This is a genomic window from Desulfoprunum sp. (assembly GCF_053613775.1).
The window spans coordinates 322,212-348,911 of sequence record NZ_JBSHXH010000008.1 but is presented as its reverse complement, the minus strand read 5'-3'; the positions used below and the strand labels follow the sequence as shown (position 1 = coordinate 348,911).

Sequence of the window (26,700 nt, the reverse complement as noted above, 5' to 3'; positions counted from 1 at the left end):
AAGGGAACACCCCCGACGGAGGCATTCCCTTTGCTGATGGTGCGGGTGCGGCCTTACAATCGCGGCGGTTTAGAAGAAGGCCTCGAAGGTCAGATAGATCTGGTCGGCGTCCTCGACCGGGTCAAGCCCCATCATCCCCAGCTTCATCAGGTCGCCGCCATTGCTCAGGTCATAGGCGGCCATGTTCCAGTCGCCCGAGCCGGAGTAATCATACTCGTAATGCTGGTAGCCCAGACGGATGAAGGTCTTGGCATACCTGGAGATCATCTCGCCCGTCGGCAGGTCGTAGAGACCGTAGATCTCGTAGACCTGACCACGGGTCGCCAGCTTCGACTGGTAGATGTCGTCATGCCCCGGCGACATCGCCAGCCAGAACTCCGAACCGTAGTTGAACTCGGCCCCGAGCTTCAGGCCGATGTTGTCCATGTCGTAGCGGACGCCGGCATAGACGCTGTAGCCGTTTTCCTCGTCGGTATTGGGCCCGGCCAGACCCGCGGCCATGGCGGCGTAGTCGTTGAACATGCCGTCGGCATCGGGGTTGGTGCGCGACCAGCCGCCGGCCAGGAAGTAATTGAAGTTGGCGACCTTGTTCTCGAACACCGCCGAGGTATGGAGGATGTCGCCGAGATTCTCCCTCTCCCCCAGGCCGGACATGTTGCCGAATTGGGAGTTGATGACCGGATCCTGGAAATTCGGGTAGTTGAAGGCGTTGAAGGCGTTGAACACCTGGACATAGGCGAACATGTCGTCCTTCTTCATGACATCCCAGCTGAAGCCGGCGAAGTCCATGTCATCGATCGAGCCGGGGGCCGAATCATCCAGCAGACCGGCCTCGAAACCGCGGCCGTAGCAGAAGCGGAGCCGGCTGTCGCCCATCGTCTCCGGTCCCCAGGTCCAGGCATAGCCAAGGGTCAGACCGTCGAAGGGCCAGTTCATGAAGGCCATCGGGGTGGCGTCGCCGTCGATCCCCGTGCGGAACTGCGTCGGAGGACCGTCGGTGGTCGGCCGGCGGCCGATCGAGAACCACATCGGCTGACCGGCAATGTTGGCCCAGTTGACATAGGCCCGGTCGACATAGAGGGCGCTGTCCTCGGCCGGGGTCCGGGCGACGTTGCCGTCGAACACCGGCCACATCGCCCCGGATTCGTCGGTGAAGGCCGACTGGTTGCCCCAGGTCTTGAACATGGCCAGGCGCCCCTTGAACTCGACGTTCTCGGTGGCGTTGACCCGCATGTTAAGGCGGAAACGGTTGGTCCAGAGCGTGTCGTTATCCAGGTCCCTGCCGAACACCGTATCGGCGGAATAATAGTCGAGGCGGCTGCGGAAATCGCCGAAGAACTTGATCCGGGCGGCGAGGTCCCAATCGGCCGAGCGTTCGTCCAGATCACCGACGGTGTCCGACAGCTTGTTGCTTACCTCTTTCTGGGAATCCAATGCCGCCTTCAGCTCGTCGAGCTGCCTGCTCAATTCTTCGACCTTTTTCTCCAGGTCTGCAGCGTTGGGACCGGCACTGGCCATAGCCATAGCTGGAACCGTGAGAAGTCCCGCCAGTGCCAACACAGAAATTTTTTTCACCATCCTCCGTCCTCCTTTTTCATGTTCTTGATGATCGCAGCATGAAAAACAGCCGAAACACACTGCCTCCCCTTTCTCGTCCGCCGGGATATCCTCGCCGGCGGTATCCGTACGCCTCTTCACGGTACAAATATTTTTACCCTGTTCATATTGTCTATCGTAGATAATTGACGATGTCAATAGCGCCTCCTATTTTAGTAAATAATTTTTTTCTAAACTGCCTTCCCTGGCCTTCGGCGTGTTCATCGATTGCAAGGATGCTCCGCTGCCGCTGGACCTTTTCGGCCATTTCCGGTAAAGAACAGAAAAGCCGACCACTTTCCGTCACTTGACCCGGAACCGCCTCGCCTCCATTGACCATGCCCCGCTCACGATGAAGATACCGCTCGTTCTCGCCGCCTTCGGCACCGTCTCAGATGAGGCGGCTGCCACTTACGACATGATCGACCGGGAGATACGCCACAGACTGGCGGACACCCCCATCTTCTGGGCCTACACTTCGCGGGTGATCAGGAACAAGGTGGCGGACGCATCCGGACGGATTCGTCATTCTCCCCTGGAACTCTTGACGGAGCTGGCGGGGCACGGGTACGGCAAGGCGGTTGTCCAACCGCTGCACCTCCTGCCCGGTCATGAATATCACCAGTTGCGGCAGCAGTGCCGGCAGTCGCCGATCCCCTGCCATGTCGCCTTTCCCCTCCTCACCGCCCCGCAGGATTATCATGATCTGGCCGATAACCTGGCGCCCCTGATCGACGAGCACACAGGCCAGGCCATCCTCCTCATCGGCCATGGCACCAATCACCCGATCTGGGTGGCCTATCACGCCATCGAAAAGATCTTCCGGCAGCGGTTCGGCCCCCGGATCTTTGTCGGGGTTATCGACAAACATCCCGACTCGACCGCTATCCCTGATGAGATCATCGCCGCAGGGTGGAACAGGGTCTGCCTGATCCCCCTGCTGCTCGTCGCCGGCATGCATTTTGAAAGGGATGTCAACGGCAGAGGCCAACACGCATGGCGCACCCGACTGGAACAGGCTGGTCTCGAAGTGACATGCGTCGCCCGGGGACTCGGTCGCCATCCGGGGATGATCGCCGCGATCGGCGCCCGGATCGGCGAAACCATGAGCCGCGTGCGCGGCGATGATGCTTCAGGTTGTCAGGCCGGCTGACCTCATTTGTCGGCGAAGGCCCCGGCCAGGTTTTTGTCGATGACATAGATGCAGATCTCCTTCGCCCCCTGCCGCGAATAGCCGTGTTTGCGGTGCAGGTTGTCCATCAGGAAATGGATGTCGTCCTGGATCTTCCGGTCATAGGTCTTGAACGACTCCTCGTTATAATCCTTGATCGCCCGCCGGAAGTTCTCGTTCTTCAGGAAGGGTTCGAGCACCTTCTCCTTCAGGTTGTGGACGTACCGCTCATGGAGATACTGGTACAGGGTCGTTCCGGTGATCGGGAGGTCGTCGCGCAGCATCTCCTGCGTCAGCGTCACCGTCGCATAGGTTTTCTGGATATTGCTGCGAAAGGCGGCGGCATCCCGGGCACCGATCAACAACCGTGATTCAAAGCGTTGGAAAAAGGCGTCGTTGATCTCGAGCCGCTCCCCGGTATAGGTGCACTTTTCCACCGAACCCGGCTCGAAGTTGACGGCAAACAGGTAATTCTGGATCTCCCGCGCAATCTGCTCCTCGTTGTAGTAATAGAGAGATTCCTTGACCTCCTGCAATACCGCGTAGTTGTACATCCGCTGCAGTGAATCGAGAAAGCCCATCGGCAGGATGTCCCGGTCCTCCTTGCAGTACTTGCGGAAGAACTTGCCCAGCATCGACATGTCGATGAGCTTGTCGTCTTTTCCGTATATCGTATAGAATTCATTAAATAATTTTATGGAATCGCGGCCTGACAGCCCCTTCCAGCCGTCCTTCTCCGATTCGGCGATGATCTTCATCCGCCGCTTGGCGGTGAAGGCCGCCACATCCTCCTCACTCAGCCAGGGAGGGATGAAGCCGGTAAAGATCTCCATCTTCAGCAACTGCAGATGGCTGTCGCAATAGAGTTCGTATTTGCCGGGATCGGGAATCCACTCCAGCATCGCCTCCGACTTGGTCCTGAGCCGGGTGGCGATGATGACCCGGGCAAAATTGTGCAGGACCCGGGGCAGGAAGCTGCCGTCGATGTGCCGGCCGAAGATTTCCCGATAAATCTCAACTTCGGTTTTCAGATCGAGAATATACGGCACATTGATGAACTCGATGCGATCGGTGAAGGCCTGCAGATCGGTGATCACCTTGCGATCCTCGGGGTTCATCAGGGCGAAGAACAGCGAGTTGACCCGCTCCTCGATATCCTCGACCTTGTGCACCCCGTCACTGATGATATTGTGCAGTTCCATCAACCGGGCCATGTTGTGGGACTTGATGTCCATCAGGGCATAGATGCCGTTGTTGGTCTTGGCAAAGCTGGAATAGAGAAACGACACCGGCCGCGAGGGGCAGAACTGGGCGTCGAGGTTGCGCTGGATCACCTCGTTGTGGTGGACGTTCTGGCGCAGCGGCGCATCGCCGGGGTTGAACACCGAGATCCCCTCGCCCAGCCGGCGGTTGATGGAAAACGGCCGGGCGTAGACGAACTCCAGGACCTTGAGCGGATCATCGTATTGTTTCAACAGGTTCTGAAATATGGAGGTACAGATCGTACAGGGCGATTCCTCGAACACCCATTCATATTTCTTCTCGGTGAACAGGTGCCACTTGAACTTGTCATTTTCGAACAGTTCGTCAAAAAAACGGCGGCGGACATCCTTGGGGATGATCAGGAAGGGATTGTCATGACTGGGGCAGGGAACATCGAAATAGGCCCCCGGATCGTTGTCGTCGGCGCATCCTTCCTTGGCGTTCGGGTGGTTTCTGTCGTTGTTGAGCCCCTTGTTTTCAAGCAGCCAGGCCAGCCGTTCCGTCAGGGAGGCCAGCGACTGGGGGGCGTTCACCGCCTGATCGCGTTTCAGTCGCCAGACCACTTCATACCGCCTGCCTTCGGGGGTATTGGCATATTCCTCGAACTTGCGCAGCAGATTGTAGAGAAAGGTCGATTTGCCGCTGCCATGGGGTCCTTCGAAGATATAGATCTTGTTCTGCTGTGCCCCGACCGACAGGCCCTCGACATGGCGCATCAGACGGTTGGCGAAGAGACGATCGGCAAAAAACGGCCGGTCCGAATTCTCGACAAAAAGTTTGCTGCAATCGTAGCTCAGATAGCGGATCGATTCCGGGTCATCGCTGTACTCGTCGACACCCTCGGCAACGAAGGTGCTGATCATGTCGGCATAGACCTGCAGCACGTTGCGGATGATCCGGGTCGGATGGGCAACGACCTCCTGCAGAAATTCGCTGAAGGACAGCATCGATCGCTTCGGCCAGCCGCTCTCGTGTTGTTTCAGGCTGTTCAAGGCCCTGGTGATATCGCGCATCAATCGACTCCTCTGCCGGATACCGTTTCTCCAACCTTCATTCCCGTTGCCCGTGGACCTCGATCGGTTCCCGGACAAGCTTCCTCCCGCTCATGGTATAACGGAAGCGCTTCCAGCTGATCTCCTGCTTCGGCCGTTCGGTCCTGGCCGCCCCCTCCTGCTCGGCCTCGGTCTTCACCGGCACCGGCTCGGAGGTGTACAGGCAGACCTTGCCGCCCCACAGAAACTCCAGCCCCATCAGCGTCGCGTCGATATATTCGCGGACCAGCGGTTTGCCCTCGAACACATGGTTGAGGATCAGGGTCCCGTCGGCATCGACGCTGACCTTGACCAGGGGCGGATGGTAGAGGGAATCGGAGACCATCTGGCGATAATCCTCGGCCCGCCGGCTCTTGACGTAGTACTGCCAGGTCATCCGTTCCTTGTTCAATCGCTTGCCGGCGACGAAGAGCCGGTGCCGGTCGACGAATTCCTGATCGATAAAGCTGTTGATGAACATCGAATCGGCCGAGTTCTCCCGGATGGAAAAGATGAACTCCTTTCCCCGACCCGTCTTCCGGTCATAGTGACGACGCCTGTACTTATCCTCTATTCTGTTATAATCAAAAGATATCTTCCCTTTCTCGGCCTTCTCTTCGAGATAGTCGAAGAGGCGCATGCCGAGGGCGTAGGGATTGAGGCCGACCCGCGGCATCGACGTGACCTTGGCGTTGACGAGCGCATATTCGACTTCATGGCCGCCGATCCGGTCGTCGCCGAGGAACAGCTTCTCGTGCCAGTAGCTGGCCCAGCCCTCGTTCATGATCTTGGTCCGGATCTGCGGCTGGAAATAGAGCGAGGTCGAGCGGATCACCTCCAGGACGGTCAGCATCCAGCGGTTGTCCTCGCGGTTGAGAAAAGGCGAGTATTCCATCAGGAACCGGAGGACATCGATCCCCTCCCGCGGCTTCTTTTCCTTCCGGCTCTTGTCGTACAGCGATTCGAATTCCGGGTGCCGGCTCTTGACCGAATCGAGAAACCGCCGTTCGGCCTCGACCGGATCATCGTGCACCATTTTGTTATACAACTCGATTTCCCGGACATAGCGGGTGATCGCCTTTTTGTTCTTCTGGAGAAAGACATCGAAATAGTAGTCGATCATCGCCTCGACCCCTGACGATGCCGTCTTCTCCAGCCCGGCCAGGACACCGAAATAGCCCACCAGGTTGTCGACGGCCCGCGAGAATTCGATGATATAGTCCACCCAGCGTCCCTTCTCCGACCGCAGTTTGGCGAACAGCCGTTTGTCGGAGAGGGCGCGGCCGGTAAAGTCGTACTCCCGGGTATGGCGAAAAAAGATATTGTTCTGAAAAAAATCGATATGGCCGATAACATGATAGAATATCATCACATTCAGCCAATCCGGGTTGTTGTCGTTGTAATAGGAGATCGGCGGCCGGGTATTGATGACGGTCTCGTAGGGGTTGTTGGGATAGAGCTCGTAGCGGCCCTGTTCCTTCAGCACCTCGACGTCCTGGACCCAGTAATCGTAGAGGGTCGGGATCATCATCTTCGGTGAGAGCTGCAGCAGATCGCGATTGGTGACGATGTACTCGAGACTCTCGTCCTGAAAGCTGAGTCCGGCATCGCGAGCCCGCTCCTTGCACCCTTCCATGATCTTCTTGGCATGCTGGCTGATCAGTTCCATATCGTCGCCATTCCAGGTGCCGCCCGACCCATGCAGTCGGTCGGCGGCTATGAGATGAGGTGTTTGATCCCCTCGATCACCCGCCCCTCGTTGCTGTCCTTCGACATCACATCCAGTCGGAGCAGGTCGTTGCGCTCGTCGAGGAGACCCGACTTGCGGACATAGCGCTCGACCTCGCTCTTGCCGGAGACCCCGTAGCCGTTCTCGGCAATGGTGATGCCGACCCGGGCGGCATAGCGCAGCATCTTCCGCAACTCCGGCAGGGTTTCCTCCCCCTTGGTGTCCCAGTCATCACCGTCGGTACCGTGGAAGACATAGATGTTGTAATCCTGCTGCAGGTTTTCCCGCTCGACCAGCTTATTGACCAACCGGTAGGCGGAGGCGACCTGGGTCCCGCCGGCCACCCGCAGATTGGCGTAGGTGTGGAAGCTGACGACCTCCCTGGCCTCGGTGTCGTGGAGGATGAACCGCGTCATCACCTGATTCTGATACTGGTAGGCCAGCCAGGAATAAATCAGCACGTGCTGGCTGACGATCAGCTCGGTCGGCTTGCCGCTCATCGACCCGGAGTAGTCGCGGACGAAGAACACCACCGCCTGCGACTCGTAATCCTTTTCCCGTGACAGGATCCGGTAGACCCGGTCGCGGGGGGCGATCATCAGGTCGAGGGGATCGACCCGCTCCTGGCCGCTGATCCGCCCCAGGCCGATATTGGTCTGGAGGATGCGCCTGAGCGTCGCCTTTTTGTCGAGGATCTGGCCGAAACCCCGGTTCTTGTCGGTGAGATCGTAGGTGTAGCGGGTGAGCGACCGTTTCTTCCCCTTGTCCTTCAGGTTCGGCAGCTTGAACTGCTCGGTCAGGATCCGGCCGAGGTCGTAGGCATTGGACTCGAGTTCGTGGGCCCCGCCCTCGCCCTGGCCGGCACCGCTGTCACCGGGACCCTGTTCCTGCCGCACCGGCTGCTCGCCGATGATTTCGCCCTCTTCGCCCTCGCCGGTCCCGCCCTCGTCCTCTCCTTCCCCCTCGCCATCCTCCTGGGCCTTGACCTGGTCGTGGATCAGCTTTTCCTCCACCGTCGACGGCACCACCACCACCTTGTCGCTGCCGTCCCGGCCCGGCTTCATCATCCGGCCGACCCGGATCTTGCGGGGGAAGCCGTCCTCCTCCCGCTGCTTGTCGCGCTCGAGCAGGGCGTCGAGGGTATTGAGCGCCGACAGCGGGATCAGGCTCGACGGCGAGCCGTCATCCATCAGCGCCAGATCGTTCCAGCCGGCGAAGCCCGGGCCGCGCGGCGCTGCGATGAGGGCATGGGCCGCAGATCCGTCGCCATTCTGCTCGGCCAGCCGCAGTTCGAACTCGATCACCCGCTGCTGCTCGGGGGTCAGTCCCCTCTGCTTCAGGTTGTCATAGAGGGCTCGCAAGGGATTCATCGTTGCACCGCTCCCGTCCGCTGTTGATCGTTGGCCCCAATTGCATCGGCTCACGTCTCATCGACCTGGGTGCAGAAGTACTCGATGGTCTTCTGGGCGCAGGTGGTGCAGTAGCCGAGCTTCTTGAACATCGTGTCGATCATCCGGTCATAGAGTTTCTGGTTCTCCTCGTTGGTCCGGTTGGCGAGCGCGCCGATCAGGCTGCCGGCCCCGGCGATATCCGATTTGAGGCGGACGTCGGTGACCGCCTTGACCAGCTCGAGGTTGTCCATGAAATCGTAATCGGGCCGCACCGAGATCTTCTGGCCGTAGATCTTGCGGATCGAGGTCCTAAACGAGTCCTTCTGCTCGCGGGTCTTCAGGCCCAGACACTCCTCGACCGAATCGATGTAGCGCTCGTCGATCTTCAGGGCCTGGAGTTCGCCGGTCTGGGGGTTCTTGTACTTCCACATCCGGTCGGCACCGAGATTCTCGGCGTCGATGCCGATGATCATGTTGACGTAGTTGATCACGTCCTTGCGGATGGCCAGCGGCTCATCCATGTAGGCGTTGAACATCTCGGTCATGATCCGCTCCCGGTACAGCCCCTTGGCGATCTTGAGGTCGTCGAGGAACTTGGCCCGGTCGCCGGCGTCGGAGACATAGTCGAGGATCACCCGCTCCAGGGCGAGGAAGATGTCGTAGGCATACATGCACTTGCCCTCGTTGGTGCCGGAGCTCTCGAGCATCAGCTGCACCGCCCGGCCGAGGTTGCGCTGGCCCAGGCCCTTCTGGCCGAAGCGCCTGGTGATGTCGTGATCCTGGTTCAACGTGTCGATGACCTCCGACAGCGTCTTCAGGCTCTTCTCCCCCGCCACCTCGCCGGCGGCGAGCTTCATCGTCTCGATCGCGGTCAGCTTCTCCGAACGCGGCAGGCGGGTCAGGACGGTCGCCACCGAGGCGGCGTAGTTGAGGTTCGGGTCCTGGTGCATGACGCTGCCGGTCAGGGTGGTCTTGGACTCGTTGCCGATGGCGTAGGCGGTCAGCTCGCTCTGCAGCTTGTAGTTGGTATTGTGCGAGACGTAGCAGATGCGGCAGCGGTCGACGATCGGCGCCTCCTCCTTCTCGGCCAGGAAGCGGTTGAATTCGGAGTTGTTGCTGGTGGCGATGATCAGGGTGTCGATCGGCCACTTGTAGCCGTCGATCTCGATCGTCCGGTTCTGGATGATGCCGAGGTAGACCTGGACCAGGTCCTTCTTGTTCTTGTAGATCTCGTCGCTGAAGTGGATGCCGCCGCCCGCCACCCGGGCCAGGGCGCCGCGCCGCAGATCGAAGCGGTAGGGGTTGTTGGTGTCGCTGATGTGGAGCAGCCGCTGGATCGACTCCTCGCCGAGCAGATCGACGGCGGACGAGGTGATCTTGTCCTTGGCCGGGTACTTGCCGGTCACCGTCCCCAGGCTCTCGGTCAGCGGCACCGGGACGATGTCGATGAAATCGAGCATATCGTCGATCCTGCCGTCGGTATGCAGCCGGATCTCGTTCCAGATATAGGCGGAGCAGGCCCCCAGCGGCCGGTAGTTGTCATACCAGGTGCGCAGCTGGCGGTCGTCGACCCGGTAGCGCCGGGCCAGGTACTGCTCCGATTCGGCCCGGGTCTCGTGGGTGTTCATCGCCAGGACCATCGGGTCCTCGTAGGTCTGCGACTCGATGACCTTGATATTGCCGTAGCCGCCCAGCTGATCGAGATTGTTGAAGCGGAAGGTATACTTGCGGTTCTGCGGCAGCGACAGGAAATTGCGGTACATCGCGCAGAGATACTCCACCAGGAAGGTCTTGCCGTTGCCCGGCTCGCCGACCAGGACAAAGGCCATCTCCTTCGACGACCCGCCTTCAGAGGCATCCTTGACAAAGGAAACGAAGGAGTTGATCTCGTCGTACATGCCGACGATGTGCTTCCTGCCCTCCCGGAATATGCGAAAATCGAAGGTCGACTTGCCGTTGACCACGACCTTGTCGATCTCCCGGCCCAGGATCATCCGGCTGACACCCTGGAAGGCGTTCTCGAAGACCCGCTCGCCCTTTTTGACCGCCGTGATGTGATTGGTCAGCGTGTTGTTCTTTGGCGTTGCCATCATGCTCCTCCCTGGAAGCGGTTGATGTGAATGAGGATCGATGCCTTTCCTTTATTATCAGCATTCCCCCGGTTGAATTCAAGGAAATGTTCATTTGCTTAATATTTCGTTGGGTTATGCGATTATGTCTCCGGGAGAGGCTGCTGAAGACGGTGATTGCCCGATTGATACTTCTTGACCGGGCTGGAATAAACAACTAATACGAATAATTAGTGCACTCGAAGCGCTCCTGAAAAATGGAAGGAGGGGGCGATCAGGGGGTAAAAAGACTTACAAGCACTACTGTGTTGCAGGAACAAGCCAAAAGGATCTTGTCATCTTTCCAGATAACATCCCAATGAATGTGTTATCTGGAACTCCATATTCACTTGTTATGCAATTAAAAGGAATATCAATGTCTCCAAAACAAAATGGCACATACTACTTAGGCCGAGTTATTAAACTTGGGGTTTTGGACCATGAGAAAGTAATGGCAGCCATTGAGATGCCGAGGCCAATTACAGCTTGGGGCTTTGATTGGACGTTTATTAAAACAAAAAGAAAAACGTTGAATAATACAGAGTATATCTATTCTAAACTGTGCAAATATTCACCAAATGCTGAGGTTACTGTTATTGATCCAGATAAAAGTGAAGAGATCAAAAAGGATGAACCAAACCTACATATGAAAGAATATCTCGAAATGAGATCAACAGATAAAATGAAAATAGAAGAGGAAAGTGGTGGAGACAGTAGTATTTCAACAAATCTCCCAGAATTAGTAAAAAGAGCATCTGAGCAAACCAAAGAAAAGCCATTCAAGCCACCAAATCGTGTCGATATCGGTGATGCCGCAATCTTAATGGCCGCGGATGGTTATGGTACCGGTTTTGTAAAGGGTCGACAAAAAGGTGAGATAGTAGTAATCAAGACATCAGAAACAATCAAGAATTTCACTTTTGCAAAAGACGCTGAACCCGATGATTTGTTCCGTAAGGCGTATGAAATTTTAAGTAAAATAAAAGATGATCGTCATATGGAACATGGTAAGAAATGAAATTTCTTGAAATCGGCAGAGTTATATTCATATCTCCAGAGTGTTTATTGCTTTTACTCGCTACAGCAATTTATTTTTATTATCCGGAATCATTTATAGACATTGGCAATCAATTTAAAAGCAACTACGAAGTTTGGAAATTCATACCAACGACCGGCTTCACCCGGACCCGGTAAACAGTTCCGGTCCAGTGAACTCCACGTTCGAGCACAAAGACATCGATGACTGATATCCTCACCAAAAAGCAACGATCTAAACTGATGTCAAAGGTTCGTAGCCGAGACACTAAGCCGGAATGGATTCTCCGATGTGGACTGCATAGACTTGGATTTAGATACCGTCTCAAGAACAGCAACTTACCAGGTAGCCCGGATCTCGTCTTTCCCAAGTTCCATGCTGCCGTGTTTGTGCACGGGTGTTATTGGCACAGGCATCCCGGCTGTAAAGCAGCTAGCACTCCGAAAAGCAATATCGATTTCTGGGATAAGAAATTCACTGAAAATGTTGAAAGAGACCGTCGAATTATAAGACAGCTCGAAAACCTTGGCTGGCGGATTTTGGTGGTATGGGAGTGCGAATTGACCAAAAAAGCGGTTGAAACCATTCAACGGGTCACTTTTTGGCTTGGCCAAGGCAATCTATGTTATAATGGTGAAGTTACACAACATGAGTTGCTATCAGTGGCTGAGAAAAAAATACGTTATCGCATATCCTCATATGATAACGATCCTGATTTTGATGAATCAAAATAGATGGGTAAGTCATTATGCAAACGGAACCATTTGCCGTTATTGATCTTTTTTCCGGAGCTGGAGGAATGAGCTACGGGTTCCATAAGCATCCCGCTTTCAAGGTAATAGCCGCAGCCGATGCTGAACTGGGAAAGCCAAGCACTGGGCAGGGAAAGCTACAGTGCAATAGCACCTATTTTAAGAATATTGGTTTGGAGCCAGCCCGATTGGATTTGACGACAGTTGTTCCTGACAAATTGCGTTCAAAACTTTCTTTGTCTGACCAACAGCATATCACTGTTCTTGCAACGTGCCCGCCATGCACCGGGTTCAGTCGAGCCAACCCTGAAAATCACCTCCGTGATGATAAGCGAAACAGTTTAGTGCGTCGATCTGCTCAGTTCGCTGTTGCCCTATCAGTGGATATTGTTGTCATGGAAAATGCTCGTGAGCTGATGCGAGGCAACTTCAAACACCACTATGAGTGGTTCCGGGAGCATCTTGAGACTCACGGATACAACGTCTTTGGCAGAACCTACATGCTATCCAGATTCGGCTTACCACAGATTCGTGAGCGGGCAATTGTGATCGCCGCCAAACAATACCTTCCGCTGCATACGTTGGATAGTCTCTGGGATGGCTGGGGTGCTGCAGATGAAGCTATGACGGTCAAAAGAACTTTTGAAATGATAACAGCGAATGCCGATGGCTTCGATCTTTACCCGGATTTCTCATCCGACATAGTGCGGCGCAGAATAGCAGCTATTCCAAAGAACGGCGGCTCATGGATGGATCTCTTGCAGCGTAGTGATGCCGACGAATTGTTAACTGATGCGATGAAGCGAATCGTCGCCCGTAAGCGTTTCGGTTCCTACCCTGACGTTTACGGTCGCATGGCCTGGGGCAAACCCGCCCCCACAATCAAACGCGAGTGCTCCCATGTTGGAAACGGACGATATGTTCACCCCGAAAATGACCGCCTATGTTCTGTGCGAGAGATGGCTGCGTTACAAGGGTTTCCAAACGATTTCGTACTCAACGGGGCTGCCGTATCGAACATGTATCGTCACATAGGCGATGCTGTCCCCCCCTTGATTTCCTACCAGCTAGCACACCTTGCCTACTGGATTCTGACCGGGAAGCAATCCGAGATCAAAGATATACTCCTACCTGGGACTAACCTAAAACCATCGGACATAATGAAAAAAGGCCAGCAGGAGCTTTTCTATGATTGATTTTGTCATCTCGGTAACTGCAGCTGAGGAGCGAAGGCTCAAAGAGTTCATCGGTGCTTTAAGAACGAGCTGTAAAGTGGAGATGAATCCGGTATCTCCTTTTAGTAACGATACATTTGAGAGCGAATTCCGGTCAAAACTCCTTACTCATCACTGTTTTATGGGTTCGCCCTTATTTCAGGAAAGCTTCGATTCCGCCTTCATCGCGGCCTGTTCGCATGCTGGTCACAAGGTTGAAGAATCGGCCGATGGACAACGGTTCTGGGATGTAATAATTGATGGAAGAAGAATCAGCTTGAAGTCGTCGAAAGCCAAAAGTCTTCGCCAAGATACGCTCCATATCAGCAAGCTTACTGAAGCTGCGTGGATTCAGGATTGCAGGACTGCGTCTAAGCGCCGTGAGCACACGCGTCGCCTCTTTAAAGAGTACTGCGAAGAAGTCGATGCCATTGTGCAGTTGCGGTATTTTGATTCCTTGCATCGCTATGAACTTGTCGAAATTCCCGTTCCCCTTTTTTCTCAAATAATGGATATCGGTCGAGAGCATTTCGCAGCTGATGGCCCAACGATTAATATTCCTATCGGGAAAAACCCGCCCGACTTCACATTGAAGCTGGATAGGTCTGACGCAAAGGTCACAATTGCAAAAATAAACAAGCAATTGTGTTTGGTGCATGGGATATGGCAACTTTAGGAGACAAGATTATGTCGAAAGTACTGGTTGTGTATTGCAGCATGTCAGGAAACACCAAAGCCGCAGCGGAGGCGATTGCGGCTGGTGCCAGGAAGGCCGGGGCTCAGGTCACGATCAAAACCGGCGCTGAGGCGCAGCCGATGGACCTGGTGGAATATGATGCCGTCGCTTTGGGTTCCTACGATGCCTTCAGCTACATGGGGGGTGAACTGAAGGGCTTTTTTGATCGGGCATACTACCCGACGCAAGGCCAGGTGACGGACAAGCCGTATGCCGCCTTTGTTACGCACGGCGGCGGCGGAAGGGCCATTCAGAGCATCGAGTCGATCGCCAAGTCCTTCAAACTCAGCAAGATCGTCGAACCTTCATCGATCAAGGGCAAGCCTGAAGGGCAGGCAATCACCGATCTGGAGAACCTCGGCGCCAAGTTAGCCGCTGCAGCCGGAAAGTAGCCAAAACAGTCAACCTGAACCGCCACAACCCTTCATCCGAGGAGCTCCACCATGAAAACCGCCATCTCCACCAGTCATGCCCCCGCCGCCATCGGCCCCTATTCCCAGGCCATCGCCTGTGGCGGCCTGGTCTTCATCTCCGGCCAGCTGCCGATCGATCCGGCCACCGGCAAGCTGATCGAGGCCCCGATCGCCGACCGGACCCGGCAGGTGCTGCGCAACATCGAGGCCATCGCCAGGGCCGCCGGCGGGGAGCTGGCGGGGATCGCCAAGACTACCATCTTCCTCACCGATCTCGCCGACTTCCAGGCCGTCAACCGCGCCTACGGCGAGTTTTTCCCGACCGCCCCGCCGGCCCGCTCGACCGTCCAGGTGGTTGCCCTGCCGCTGGGCTCGAATATCGAGATCGAGGCTGTTTTGCAGCTTCCGAGTTGATCGGGATGGGGGAAAAACCTTGTCGCTGGGGCATCTTGCAAGATGAACTGCTGCGGGTTCGGTCACTTTGGCCAAGGATGAGAGCTCCTGCCAGGAAGGACGAGATTTCTCGCTTCGCTTCGAAATGACAGGAGGGGGCGAGATCCTGGCCTTTGCCCTATCGGGAAGGCGAGATTTCTCGCTTCGCTTCGAAATGACAGGAGGGGAAGGTCGAAATGCCTTTATAAGGCGGCGGGGGTGGCATCTCGGCCTTCGCCCTACCGGGATTCACGAGGTTTCTCGCTTCGCCCGAATGGATTGTGAGAGGCTGACCCGCCCCGTTGAGCGGGTCAGCCTTGACGTTCCACCCTCCCGGTCAGGACCGGCGGGATGATCAGCCCCCGTTCACACACCAGTCATAGGCGTTGCGGAACAGCTGCATCCACGGCGTCACCTGGAGCTGGCGCATCTCCTCCGGCAGCCAGTGGGCCTGCCAGGGCAGGAAGACCCGTTCCGGATGAGGCATCAGCGCCAGATGGCGGCCGTCGGCGGAACAGAGGCCGGCGATGCCGTCCGGCGAGCCGTTGGGGTTGAAGGGGTAGACCTCGGTCGGCCGGCCGGTGTCGTCGACGTAATAAAGCGGCGCCAGCCCCTGGGCCAGGATCTGCTGCCGCACACTGTCGTCGGGGAACAGCAGCCGACCTTCGCCGTGGTCGACGTGGATGCCGAAGACCAGTCCGTCCATGCCCTTGAGCATCATCGCCGGGCTCTTGGCCACCCGCACCGTCGACCAGCGCGACTCGAACCGGCCGGAGCGGTTGTGGACGAAGCGCGGCTGGCGCTCGTCGGCCAGCCCCGGCCCCGGCACCCAGCCGAGCAGGCCGAAGAGCTGGCAGCCGTTGCAGATCCCGAGGGTGAAGGTGTCGGGGCGGTGATAGAAGGCCTGGAACATCTGCTGCAGCCGCTCGTTGAAGCGAATCGTCGCCGCCCAGCCCTTGGCCGACTCCGGCACATCGGCGTAGGAGAAGCCGCCGACGGCGGCCAGCCCCCGGAAGCCGTCGAGGGTCACCGTCCCCGCCAGCAGATCCTGCATGCAGATATCCCACGGTTCGAACCCGGCGAGGTGGAAGGCCGAGGTCATCTCGCGATCGGAATTGGAGCCCTCGTCGCGGAGGATCGCCACCTTCGGCTTGTCGCTCCGGGCCAGGATCGCCGCCGGCGCCGGTTCCGGGGTGAACGGCAGCTGGTAGCTCGGCCCCAGGCGGCCGTAGATCACCCGGTTTTCCTCGTCGGCGCAGGCCGGATCGATCTGCAGCCGCTCCAGGCGGTAGCTGGTCTCCTCCCACCACGAGCGCAGCTCCACCATCGCCTCGTCGAGGACGGTCGCGCCGTTACAGTCGATTTTGATCCGTCCGGCACTGGTCGAGGTGCCGATGATCGTCACCGCCACCCCGGTCGCCTCCAGCACCGCCCGCAACTCCTGCAGCCGCCCCGGCCGGACCTCGACCACCAGCCCCAGTTCCTCGGCGAACAGCTGCTCGAAGGTCCCGGCCGCGCCCGCCAGCGCCACCTCGAGGCCGCAGTTGCCGCTGAAGGCCATCTCCAGCAGGCAGGTGATCAGGCCGCCGTCGCTGCGGTCGTGGCCGGCAGTGATGCATTTGGTGTCGATCAGCTCCTGGACGACGGCGAAGGCGGTCCGCAGCAGCGCCGGCTCGTCGAGATCGGGGCAGTCGGCGCCGAGCTGGCGATAAACCTGGGCCAGCGCCGAGCCGCCGAGGCGGTGACGGCCGCCGCTGAGATCGATGAAGGCGATAAAGGAACCGGGATGCTTGATGTCGGGGGTGATCACCCGGGTGATGTCGGGAACGGCGGCATAGGCCGAGATCACCAGTTCGCGCGGCGACTTGACCGTGGTGCTGCCGACCCGGGTGGCCATCGACAGGCTGTCCTTGCCGCCGTCGACCGCCATCCCGACCGCGATCATCGCGTCGCGCATCGCTTTGGCGGCATCGTGGAGCGCCGCCCCCTCGCCCTCCAGTTTCGGCGCCCACATCCAGTTGGCCGAGCACTTGATCTGATCGCCATCGGCGATCCGGGCCCACACCAGGTTGGTCAGGGCCTCGCCGACCGCCATCCGCGCCCCGGCGGCCGGATCGACCAGCATCTTGATCGACTGTTCGCCGATGGCGGTGGCGATGCCGGTCAGGCCGAGGTGGCTCTGGGCCACCACCGCCACATCGGCCACCGTCAGCTGCAGCGGGCCGCAGCACTGCTGCCGGGCGATCAGCCCGGTCACCGCCCGGTCGACCTTGCTGGTCAGAAAGCGTTTCGAGCCGACCGCCAGCAGCCGCAGGACCCGGTGCAGGGCCTCGACCACCGTCAGCTCCTCAGGCAGCGCCAGCGGCTGGAGGCCGGGGTTGCGGCGCTCGTCGCGGAAGGTCTTGCGCGGGATATTGCCGAGCAGGACATCGAGTTCGATATCGACCGGGGTCGTGTCGTCCTGGGCATCATGGACGACGAAGCGCAGGTCGCCGGTCACCTCGCCCAGGACCTCGCAGGCCACCTTCTCGCGGGAACAGATCGCCTGGAAGCGCTCGATGTTCTCCGGCCGGATCAGGAAGCCGGTGCGTTCCTGGTACTCGGCGACATAGATCTCGAGCACCGACATCGTCGGGTCGCCGACCCGGATGTTGCGGATCTCGACCCGGCCGCCGGACTTTTCCACCAGCTCCTTCAGGACGTTGGCCGGGCCGCCGGCCCCCTGGTCGTGGATGACGTCGACCAGGGTCCTGTCGCCCATCTCGTTGCAGGCCCGGATCACCCGGTTCATCTTCTGCTCCATCTCGGCATCGCCGCGCTGGACCGCATCGAAGTCGAGGTCGGAGGCGTTCTCGCCCTGCAGCATGCTCGAGGCGGCGCCGCCGCCGAAGCCGACCCGGTAGGCCGGGCCGCCGACCTGGACGATCAGCATGCCTTTTTCGGCCTCGTTCTTCTCGGTCAGCCGGGCATCGATCTGGCCGACCCCGGCGGTGAACATGATCGGCTTGAGAAAGCCCCAGCGCTCGCCGCCGTCGAGCTGGAGATCGAAGGAGCGGGTGAAGCCCTGGATCAGCGGCTCGCCGAACTTGTTGCCGTAGTCGGAGGCGCCGTTCGAGGCCTCGATCTCGATCTCGAGGGCGGGGGCGAGATTGGCCGGACAGGGGTAGCGCTCCTCCCACTCCAGCGGGTAGCCGGGGATGTGGAGGTTGCCGACACAGTAGCCGGCGGTGCCGGCGACGACGAAGCCGCCCCGGCCGGTCCCCTGGACATCGCGGATCCGGCCGCCGGTGCCGGTCTCGGCGCCGGGGAAGGGAGCGACGCCGGTCGGGAAGTTGTGGGTCTCGGCGGTCAGCAGCGGGTGGTAGTGGACCGTCGACGCCGTGAAGAAGCACGGTTGGCCGGGCTGCGCCGGTAGCAGGGTGGTGATCTCGTAGCCCTCGATGACGCTGGAGTTGTCCTTGAAGGCGACCACCGAGCCCTTGGGGTTGGCGGTCAGGGTGGCGGTGACCAGATCGAACAGCGAGTCGGCCATCTCCTCGCCGTCGATGACCTGCAGCCCCTTGAAAAAACCATGGCGGGAGTGTTCCGAGTTGGCGTTGTTGAGATCCATGATCTCGACGATGGTCGGATTGCGGCCTTGTTTCTTGACGAAATACTCGTAATACAGATTGCGGTCCCACTCGTCCATCGAGATCCCCGGGATCCCCAGCAGCCCGTCCGGACCCTGGGAGGTCAAATCGACCGCGTAGACCGCCTCCGGCACGATCCCGGTCTCGAAGGTGTGCAGCGGCTCGAGGTAGCGGCACTCGGTCATCCGGTCGTGATTGGCGGCGATGAAGGCCTGGATGTCGACCTCGGTCGGCACCAGCAGCCGCCGGGAGCGCTCGACCCGGGTCACCGCGTCCAGGCCGGTGGAGCGGCAGATCGACACCATGTTCGACGACCAGGCGGTGGCGAAGTTGAGGCGGGGGCCGATCTCGACCACCCGCTCGCCGACCATGACCGGCCGCAGCGTCACGGTGGCGGCGACGAAGCCGTCGGCCAGGATCTGGCGGAGGCGGAGCAGCTCCTCCTCGGTCAGCGGTCGGGCAGCCTCGACGTTGAAGCAGTATTCCAGTTGGTCATTTACCGATTTATAGAGTTGCGTGACAATCGCGGACATTTCGCCATCCTTTTGTGTAGGGATACGGGTAATATTCATGGCAGGTGCGGCAGAGAACCACTCACCGGGCACAGCCGTGGCCGGGCCTGTTACCAGGTCCGGCTCAGGCACATATGTTCGAGCTGGGGACCGACCTTCTTCCAGTCGACGCAGGGACGGGCAAACCCTTTGGGCATGATCAGCGGACAACCGAAGGCCGAATCGTCGACATAGACATGGCCGTACGCCTTGGGGCTGACCGTCCAGGTCTTCTGGTCGGGATTGGAGTTGACCCCGAACAGCTTGACACCGTTGTGCTCCAGGTAAAGCACCGCATCGGTCAGCAGGTTGCCGAAGCGCGGATCGTTGGAGCGCATCGTGAACAGGATGAGCCTGGCGCCGCAGCTCTGGAGGCGGAGCAGCCACTTGACCGCCATCGGCACCGGCTCGCCGATCTCGGGATAGCGATGATCGACGATGGTGCCGTCAAAATCGACACAGATATACATGCATGCTCCCATTCGTCTCTCCGGGCGGACTGAATCTTTTCCCCAGATATACCATGGGATCGCTCATCCGTCCACCACCGACCCGGCCCGCAGCAGCTGATCCAGGGCCGTCTGGCGCTTGAGCGGGTCCTGCTGGCGGATGGCCATCGCCAGCGCCTTGCGGCTGCCGACGAAGACCGCGAGGCGGCGGGCGCGGGTCAGGCCGGTGTAGATCAAATTGCGGTACAGCATCTTGAAATGCTGATTCAGCACCGGGATGATCACCGCGCTGAACTCGCTGCCCTGGGATTTATGGATGGTGATGGCGTAGGCCAGATCCAGCTCGACGATATCGTCGCGCTGATAGCCGACCTCCCGGCCGTCGGGCAGGAAGCGGACGGTGCAGGTCGGATCCTCGTTGTCGATGGCGACGATCTCGCCGATATCGCCGTTGAACACCGCCAGGTCATAGTTGTTGCGGCGGTGGATCACCCGGTCGCCGACCCGGAAGATCCTTTCCCCGACCTGCAGCTCCGGCCGACCCTCGCGCGGCGGGTTGACCGCCCGCTGAATCACCGCGTTGACGTTGGCGGTCCCGAGGGTGCCGCGGACCATCGGGCAGAGGATCTGGATCTCGCCGTCGGCCCCCTGGTATTTGGGAATCCATTCGAGGTAGAGGCGGACCACGGCGTCGAGGGCGGTCAGGCCGTAATGGAGGGTCGACCAGGGGTGGACCCTGGCCAGCACCGCCTTCAGTTCGGCGACCGGCCCGGCCGCCTGCCGCACCTGGTCGAGGTCGACGTGACGGAACTTGGCCGGGATGACGAAATCCTGCTCGGCCGAGGAGGTGACGGCCTCGGCGGTGCGGAACTCGAAGGGGTTGGTGCCGGTGCTCAGACCCTCGAGCTGTGGCAGCTGCCAGTTGAAGGTGCGCTTGACCCGGTTGATGAACTCGAGCTGTTCCCGGGTGGCCTCGTCGGAATCGACAAAAAGGCAGTCGCTGCCGTCCCGCCACGCCTCCGGCCGCTTGAACGGCGAGATGATGGCCGGGATCTCGCCGCGGTTGATCTGGTGGGCGGCGCGGATGATCAGCGACTCGCCGGCCTGGCGGAAGACCTCCGTCAGGCGGAAGACGGGGATGGCCCCGGAGGCGATGACATCCCTCAGCACATTGCCGGCCCCGACCGAGGGGAGCTGGTCGGCATCGCCGATCAAGAGCAGCTGGGAACCGGCCGGCACCGCCTGCAGCAGCGCGGCGGTGAGGCTGATGTCGAGCATCGAGCACTCGTCGACGATCAGCACATCGGCTTGAAGGGGGTTGTCCTCATTGCGCTGGAAGCCGCCGTTCTGCCACTCGAGCAGGCGGTGGATGGTCCGGGCCTCGCGGCCGATGACCTCGCTCATCCGCTGCGCCGCCCGGCCGGTGGGGGCCGCCAGCAGCACCGCCAGGCGCATCGCCTCGAGCAGGAGGACGATGACCAGCGTGGTGGTGGTCTTGCCGCAGCCGGGCCCGCCGGTCAGCACCGCACAGCGCTGGCCGGCTATCTGCCGCACCGCCTGGGCCTGTTCGTCGCTCAGCGTCACTTCCTGGGTCAGGCAGTACCGGTCGACCCAGTCCTCGACCCGCTGGCGGTCGACGCCGCTGCCGCCCACCAGGGCGAGCAGCCGCGCCGCCACCGCCGCCTCGTCGTAGTAGAGCGACTTCGAATAATAGCACGCCAGCGGCTGCCCGTCGCCGGCCGCCAGGGACCGGACCCGGAGATGGTTGTCCGCCTCCATCCGCACCAGCACCGCGGCGAGGCGGTCGTCGCAGTCCATCGCCAGCAGCTGCCGGACCTCGACCGCGATCTGGCCGGCGGTGAGATAGCAGTGGCCCTGCTCCCGGGCCGCGGCCAGGACATGCTTGACCGCCGCGATCAGGCGCGGCTCGCTGTCGCGGGCCAGGCCGATGCTGAGCGCCACCTTGTCGGCCGAGAAGAAGCCGATGCCGTAGAAATCGTTGGCCAGGCGGTACGGGTCTTCCAGGACCATTTCGATCGCCCGGTCGCCGTACTTTTTGTAGATCCGTACCGAAAACAGGGTGGAAATGCCGTGCCCCTGGAGAAAGGTCATGACCTCCCGCACCATCCGGTGTTCCTGCCAGGCCGCCGCGATCATCGCCAGTTTTTTCGTGGCGATGCCATGCACCTCCCGCAGCCGGGCGATCTTGTTTTCAAAGACCTCCAGGGTCTGGTCGCCGAAATGGCGGACGATTTTTCTGGCCGTCGACGGGCCGACCCCCTTGATCAGGCCGGAACCGAGATATTTCTCCAGCGCCGCCGCCGTCGCCGGTTTCTTCTCGATCGCCTCGTCGGCCTTGAACTGCCGACCGAACTGGGGATGGACGGTCCAGGCGCCGTGGAACTCCATCGTCGCCCCGGCGAAGACCTTGGTCTGATGGACAGTGACGGTGACCTGCTCCTGCATGTGGTCGAAGGCCTGGACCCGGAGCACGGACCAGCCGTTGTCCGGGTTGTGGTAGGTGATGCGGCTGACGATGCCGCGGAGGGTTTCGGTGATCTGGGTCATGGCGGTGGATGGTTGTCGGCGGTCGGCGTGTTGTCGGCGATTCCAGCTTTACCAGATGCGGCGGTATCCCGCATCCCTCATCTCTCCCGATTGGCCATGGAGGCGGCATGGGGGCCGGCCATCGCGACCGAAAATCACCCCGCCGGCGGTCATTATGCCGATGATGGTGAAAATCGCTTTTGCTTCCCGGAACATTACGCTAGATTTCCGGCTGGTCATCCATCCCGCCGCAGCTGAATTTCGATCAAGGAAGGCGCCATGCAGCCACAGCCAGGACAAGTAAACCCCGCCCTCGAACGGTCGGCCCTGATCGTCGCCACGCTGACCTCGTTCATCGGCCCGTTCATGATCTCGTCGGTCAATGTCGCCCTGCCGGCCATCCAGGCCGATCTGGGGATGGACGCGGTCCAGCTCGGCTGGATCGCCACCGCCTATCTGCTGGCCATGGCCGTCGTCCTCGTCCCGGCCGGCAAGTTCGCCGACATCCATGGTCGCAAGAAGGTGTTTGCTACCGGACTCGCGGTCTATACCTTCGGTGCGGTGGCGGCGGCCTTCGTCGACTCCGCCGCCCTCCTCATCTTCACCCGGGTCGTGCAGGGGATCGGGGCGGCCATGTTCGTCACCACCGGCATGGCCATCCTCACCTCGATTTACCCGCCCAGCCGCCGCGGCCGTGTCCTCGGCATCTACGTCGCCGCCGTCTATGTCGGGCTGTCGGTCGGTCCGTTCGTCGGCGGGATGCTGACCCAGTATCTCGGCTGGCGCAGCATCTTCCTGATCATGCTGCCGCTGGGGCTGTTCTCGCTGGCTTTGACCTTGTTCTTCCTCAAAGGGGAGTGGCTGGGCGAGCCGGGGCAGAAGCTCGACCTCGGCGGCTGTCTGCTCTACGCCGTCGCCATCCTCGCCCTGGTCTACGGCGCCTCCCGGCTGCCGTCAATCATCGGCATCGCCCTGGCGCTCTCCGGCCTGGCGCTGCTCGTGATCTTCGTCCGCCACCAGATGGCCGCCCGCTTCCCGGTCTTCGACATGCAGCTCTTCGCCGGCAACCGGACCTTCGCCTTCTCGAGCCTGGCCGCCCTGCTCAACTATTCCACCACCTTCGCCGTCACCTTCCTGCTCAGCCTCTACCTCCAGTATATCAAGGGCATGCCGCCGCAGACGGCGGGCACCGTGCTGATGGCCCAGCCGATCATGATGGCGCTGCTGTCGCCGGTCGCCGGCCGGCTGTCGGACCGGATCGAACCGCGCCTGCTGGCCACCGCCGGCATGGTCACCACCGTCATCGGCGTGGCGCTGCTCACGACCCTCGACGGCGAGCGCAGCGTGGCGCTGATCGTCGCCAACCTGATCCTGCTCGGCATCGGCTTCGCCCTGTTCAGTTCCCCCAACATGAGCGCGATCATGGGGGCGGTGGAAAAACGCCACTACGGCCTGGCCGCCGGGGCGGTGGCGACGATGCGCCTGCTCGGCCAGATGTTCAGCATGGCGGTGGCCACCGTCGTCCTGGCCCTGATCATCGGCCGCCAGGCGATCACCCCGGCCACCTACGACCTGTTCCTGCGCAGCATCCACACCGTCTTCTCCATCTCGGCCGCCCTCTGTTTCTGCGGCGTCTACTTTTCCTGGTTCCGGGGCACCGTGCATGCAGCGGATGCATCGAACACAACTCCGGCGCCGTGAGTCGAGGCGGCGGGTGCCGGCGACCGGCCGTGGTTCATGATCAGCAGATCGAGGATCTCCGCCGGGTCGGCAGAGATGATGATCGTCTCGCGATACGGCTGTTTCATGAACCCTTCCCGCTCGGCTGTGTCGAGCATCTGCCGCAGGGGCGCATAGAAACCGTTCACGTCCAGCAGGCCGCAGGGTTTGGCATGGAACCCCAGCTGTCTGAGGGTGCAGACCTCGAAAAACTCGTCACAGGTCCCGATGCCCCCCGGCAGAACGACAAAGGCGTCGGCCAACTCGATCATCAAGGTCTTGCGTTCGTGCATGGTCGGCACGACATGCAGCCGGGTCAGCCCCGTGTGGAACTGTTCCTTGTCTTTCAAGGTCTGGACGGTGACGCCGACGATCTCTCCTCCCGCCGCAAGGACGCTGTCGGCCAGCTGGTTCATCAGCCCGGTGCAGGAACCGCCATAGATGCAGGTAAGGCCGCGTCCGGCCAACTCGCGGCCGAGGGCGGCGGCCGCTTCCATGTAGGCCGGGTGGCGGCCGGGGCTCGATCCCAGGAACACGCAGATTGCTTTCATTGAATCTTCCGTTGGTTTGTGTTGGCGAATCATCCCGGGCAATGTACCATCCATGCAGTGCCCATACAATCAGGAGGTAGAGATGCTCAAGGAACTCGTACAGTACAGTCGAAGCTATCGCCGCTTCGATCACAGCGCCCCGGTGTCGATGCGCACCCTCGAAGAACTGGTGGAACTTGCCCGGCTGTGCCCTTCGGCGGCCAACCGCCAGCCCCTGCGGTTCATCCTGAGCACCGCCCCGGCCGACAACGAGGCGATCTTTGCCTGTCTGAAATGGGCCGCCTATCTCACCGACTGGGACGGCCCGGCGCCGGCGGAGCGGCCCACCGCCTACATCGTCATGATCAATACCGCCAGGGAGTGGGAGTTCGCCCGCTTCGACCTGGGTATCATGGCCCAGACGATGCTGCTGGGCGCGGTGGAAAAGGGGCTGGGCGGGTGCATGATCGGGGCCCTGAACCGGGACAGATTGCGGGCCCATTTTTCGCTGCCGTCGGAAATGGAGGTCAGCCTTGTGCTGGCCCTGGGCAAACCGGCGGAGGAGGTGCGGATCGTGGAGGTGCCGGCAGATGGATCGATCCGATATTACCGGGATGATGCCGGGGTTCACTACGTGCCGAAGCGGAGCTTGGCCGAGCTCATTCTGGAGAAGCGTTCGTAGCTGCCGAAGGAGTGACGTTTTGAACTTGTGATGGAATCAACGCCTGCCATCATCAACACCGATCCTTCCGAGAATGAATGTCTGCCGCCCCCGTCGACTCGAGCACCTTGCTGTCGAGTAGACCGACTTCTCCACAAGGAACAACGCTTTCACCAATTGGCTTTTCAGAACGCCTCGCCGCACGCGGCTACTACGTGCCATCGATGACAAGCAGCATTCTCTGTGTTGAAGCAAGCCCCTCACAGAACCGTGCTTGCGCTATTCACGCACACGGCTCCTCATCATCGCTTTCACCTCGATTCGAACAGATTCACCAGGATCAGCGGTCTCGGCAATGGAAACTTGTTCAGAAATTGCCTGAACTTTCCCAGCGTCATGCTGCCACGCTTCCCGCGACGGTCAAGCCACTTGAAGAGCAATTGGCGAACTGCGTGAACATATCGACCAATCCCGTGCGAATTGTCTGTGACCCCATAATACGCAATGTGTCCGCGGACCTTGGCCACAACAGTTTTCATCAGCTCGGGAACCGGACTCGTTCGGTTCGCCTTCAACCATTCTTTCAACGCCAACAACTTGGCCTTGAATTTCTTCCGAGAGGTCAGGCGTTTCATCCGGAATCGCCGGCCATTTCGCGTTCGGCTGCAGTAGTGCGTCAATCCCAGAAAATCGAAGGTCTGAGCTTTCTCACCCCTCCTCCGGGCCTTGGACTCGGCCAAAGGGCCAAACTCCAAAACCTTGGTCTTCTCCGCCGCTACTTCCAAGCCGAAACGCCCCAGCCGCTCCTCCAGGTCTGCCCGAAATCGTCGTGCATCGCTTTCTCTCTGAAAGCACACCACACAATCATCGGCATACCGGATAAGTCGCGACCTGCCGGCGCACGACCGGGAAAACACCCGCGCATACCACAGATCAAGGCTGTAGTGCAGATAGACATTGGCCGGCAACGGCGAGACGACTCCTCCTTGCGGGGTGCCCTGCTCCGTCGCGGCAATCTCTCCATGCTCAAAGACCCCGGCTTTCAGAAAACGCTTCACATAACGCAACACTCGCTTGTCGCCTATCCGGTGACCGAGAAACTTCATCAGCCATTCGTGCTGGACGTTATCAAAGAACCCCTTGATATCGGCCTCCACGATATAATGAACTCTCCCGCCCTCCACTTCGACGCTCAGCGCACGCAATGCATCGTGGCAGCCGCGACCCGGCCGAAACCCGTACGAGTCGGTTATGAAGTCTGCTTCATGGATCGCTTCCGGAATCCGAACCGGACCCGCCTGCACCACCTTGTCTTCCAGGACCGGTATCCCCAACGGCCTCTGTTTGTTGCTCCCCGGTTTCGGGATGTACACCCGGCATACCGGCTGCGGTATATACGACATCCTGTGCAGCCGATTAACCAACTCCCTCAGATTGCCTTCAATATTCCTGCCGTATTCCTCCTTGGTGACTCTGTCTATGCCCGAGGCTGCATCCTTGCGCAAACCCTCGAAACATCCCCGCAGAAGCTCTTCGTTCATCAGATGAAACAAGCTGGTGAACTTGAAACATGGCTCTCGGCGGGCCTTCTCCGCTATCCGTTGCAATCTCGTTTCCACTTCAGCTCTGCGACTGGGCACAGTTCGTGTCTCCTTGACAACGGTCGCTCCGATGTGACGCCCTTCCCTCCAGCAGCGTTACCCGCCTTCAACGGTACTACGGCGCCATCCGACTCCCCGACT

At 59.8% G+C, this 26,700-nt stretch carries 19 protein-coding genes; 9 read left to right on the top strand and 10 right to left on the bottom strand.

Features of this window, described 5'->3' with window-relative positions; genetic code table 11:
• Positions 1 to 69: 69 nt before the first annotated feature.
• On the bottom strand, positions 70 to 1,524 hold the full coding sequence (locus tag ACWGKN_RS16365; protein WP_424255141.1) for a DUF3373 family protein: 1,455 nt from the start codon (positions 1,522 to 1,524) through the stop codon (positions 70 to 72).
• 424 nt (positions 1,525 to 1,948) lie between these two features.
• Here ACWGKN_RS16365 and ACWGKN_RS16360 point away from each other — a divergent pair, with 424 nt between their 5' ends.
• A complete protein-coding gene (locus ACWGKN_RS16360; protein ID WP_052159826.1) occupies positions 1,949 to 2,749 on the top strand; it encodes a sirohydrochlorin cobaltochelatase in 801 nt (266 codons plus the stop codon).
• A 2-nt stretch (positions 2,750 to 2,751) separates the two neighbouring features.
• Here ACWGKN_RS16360 and ACWGKN_RS16355 read toward each other — a convergent pair whose 3' ends face one another.
• Genes ACWGKN_RS16355 through ACWGKN_RS16340 form a run of 4 tightly spaced genes read right to left on the bottom strand, consistent with a single transcriptional unit; the run spans position 2,752 to position 10,271 of the window.
• Positions 2,752 to 5,043, bottom strand: a complete 2,292-nt coding sequence (locus ACWGKN_RS16355) for a serine protein kinase PrkA (protein WP_424255145.1) — start codon at positions 5,041 to 5,043, stop codon at positions 2,752 to 2,754.
• A 37-nt stretch (positions 5,044 to 5,080) separates the two neighbouring features.
• The gene (locus tag ACWGKN_RS16350) at positions 5,081 to 6,730 is read right to left on the bottom strand and encodes a SpoVR family protein (RefSeq protein ID WP_452095646.1); all 1,650 of its coding nucleotides are present in this window, start codon (positions 6,728 to 6,730) and stop codon (positions 5,081 to 5,083) included.
• Between the two features lie 47 nt (positions 6,731 to 6,777).
• Positions 6,778 to 8,160 (bottom strand): DUF444 family protein, encoded by a 1,383-nt coding sequence (locus ACWGKN_RS16345; protein WP_452095645.1) that lies wholly within the window; start codon positions 8,158 to 8,160, stop codon positions 6,778 to 6,780.
• Positions 8,161 to 8,210: 50 nt separating this feature from the next.
• Entirely contained in the window at positions 8,211 to 10,271 is a 2,061-nt protein-coding gene (locus tag ACWGKN_RS16340) for a serine protein kinase PrkA (RefSeq protein ID WP_452095741.1), read from the bottom strand.
• Between the two features lie 337 nt (positions 10,272 to 10,608).
• On the opposite strand from ACWGKN_RS16340, the gene ACWGKN_RS16335 reads away from it, so the two are divergent.
• From ACWGKN_RS16335 to ACWGKN_RS16310, 6 genes are all read left to right on the top strand, one after another.
• Positions 10,609 to 11,307, top strand: coding sequence for a hypothetical protein (locus ACWGKN_RS16335; protein ID WP_452095644.1), 699 nt, complete (start codon positions 10,609 to 10,611; stop codon positions 11,305 to 11,307).
• A 221-nt stretch (positions 11,308 to 11,528) separates the two neighbouring features.
• Positions 11,529 to 12,059, top strand: coding sequence for a very short patch repair endonuclease (locus tag ACWGKN_RS16330; RefSeq protein ID WP_424255149.1), 531 nt, complete (start codon positions 11,529 to 11,531; stop codon positions 12,057 to 12,059).
• Positions 12,060 to 12,073: 14 nt separating this feature from the next.
• Positions 12,074 to 13,273, top strand: a complete 1,200-nt coding sequence (locus ACWGKN_RS16325) for a DNA cytosine methyltransferase (RefSeq protein ID WP_035228389.1) — start codon at positions 12,074 to 12,076, stop codon at positions 13,271 to 13,273.
• Complete coding sequence (locus tag ACWGKN_RS16320) at positions 13,266 to 13,967, top strand: hypothetical protein (RefSeq protein ID WP_035228391.1); 702 nt, start codon at positions 13,266 to 13,268, stop codon at positions 13,965 to 13,967. The genes ACWGKN_RS16325 and ACWGKN_RS16320 overlap by 8 nt, the downstream gene beginning before the upstream one ends.
• An 11-nt stretch (positions 13,968 to 13,978) precedes the next feature.
• Entirely contained in the window at positions 13,979 to 14,419 is a 441-nt protein-coding gene (locus tag ACWGKN_RS16315) for a flavodoxin family protein (RefSeq protein ID WP_035228394.1), read from the top strand.
• A 51-nt stretch (positions 14,420 to 14,470) separates the two neighbouring features.
• Positions 14,471 to 14,854 carry a RidA family protein gene (locus ACWGKN_RS16310; protein WP_452095643.1) on the top strand — a complete coding sequence of 128 codons (384 nt, stop codon included), beginning with the start codon at positions 14,471 to 14,473 and terminating at the stop codon, positions 14,852 to 14,854.
• A 373-nt stretch (positions 14,855 to 15,227) separates the two neighbouring features.
• Here the strand turns inward: ACWGKN_RS16310 and purL are convergent, their stop codons facing one another.
• From purL to recD2, 3 genes are all read right to left on the bottom strand, one after another.
• Entirely contained in the window at positions 15,228 to 19,034 is a 3,807-nt protein-coding gene (gene purL, locus ACWGKN_RS16305; protein WP_452095642.1) for a phosphoribosylformylglycinamidine synthase, read from the bottom strand.
• Positions 19,035 to 19,123: 89 nt separating this feature from the next.
• Complete coding sequence (locus ACWGKN_RS16300; protein ID WP_452095641.1) at positions 19,124 to 19,534, bottom strand: hypothetical protein; 411 nt, start codon at positions 19,532 to 19,534, stop codon at positions 19,124 to 19,126.
• 51 nt (positions 19,535 to 19,585) lie between these two features.
• Positions 19,586 to 22,069, bottom strand: a complete 2,484-nt coding sequence (recD2, locus tag ACWGKN_RS16295) for an SF1B family DNA helicase RecD2 (protein WP_452095640.1) — start codon at positions 22,067 to 22,069, stop codon at positions 19,586 to 19,588.
• 258 nt (positions 22,070 to 22,327) lie between these two features.
• On the opposite strand from recD2, the gene ACWGKN_RS16290 reads away from it, so the two are divergent.
• Positions 22,328 to 23,749, top strand: a complete 1,422-nt coding sequence (locus ACWGKN_RS16290; protein ID WP_035228405.1) for an MFS transporter — start codon at positions 22,328 to 22,330, stop codon at positions 23,747 to 23,749.
• Here ACWGKN_RS16290 and ACWGKN_RS16285 read toward each other — a convergent pair.
• Complete coding sequence (locus ACWGKN_RS16285) at positions 23,683 to 24,318, bottom strand: LOG family protein (protein ID WP_424254318.1); 636 nt, start codon at positions 24,316 to 24,318, stop codon at positions 23,683 to 23,685. The two genes, ACWGKN_RS16290 and ACWGKN_RS16285, sit on opposite strands and share 67 nt — an antisense overlap.
• Positions 24,319 to 24,400: 82 nt before the next feature.
• On the opposite strand from ACWGKN_RS16285, the gene ACWGKN_RS16280 reads away from it, so the two are divergent.
• Positions 24,401 to 24,979, top strand: coding sequence for a nitroreductase family protein (locus tag ACWGKN_RS16280; RefSeq protein ID WP_424254320.1), 579 nt, complete (start codon positions 24,401 to 24,403; stop codon positions 24,977 to 24,979).
• A 290-nt stretch (positions 24,980 to 25,269) separates the two neighbouring features.
• Here the strand turns inward: ACWGKN_RS16280 and ltrA are convergent, their stop codons facing one another.
• Complete coding sequence (gene ltrA / locus ACWGKN_RS16275) at positions 25,270 to 26,577, bottom strand: group II intron reverse transcriptase/maturase (protein WP_452095639.1); 1,308 nt, start codon at positions 26,575 to 26,577, stop codon at positions 25,270 to 25,272.
• Between the last annotated feature and the right edge of the window lie 123 nt (positions 26,578 to 26,700).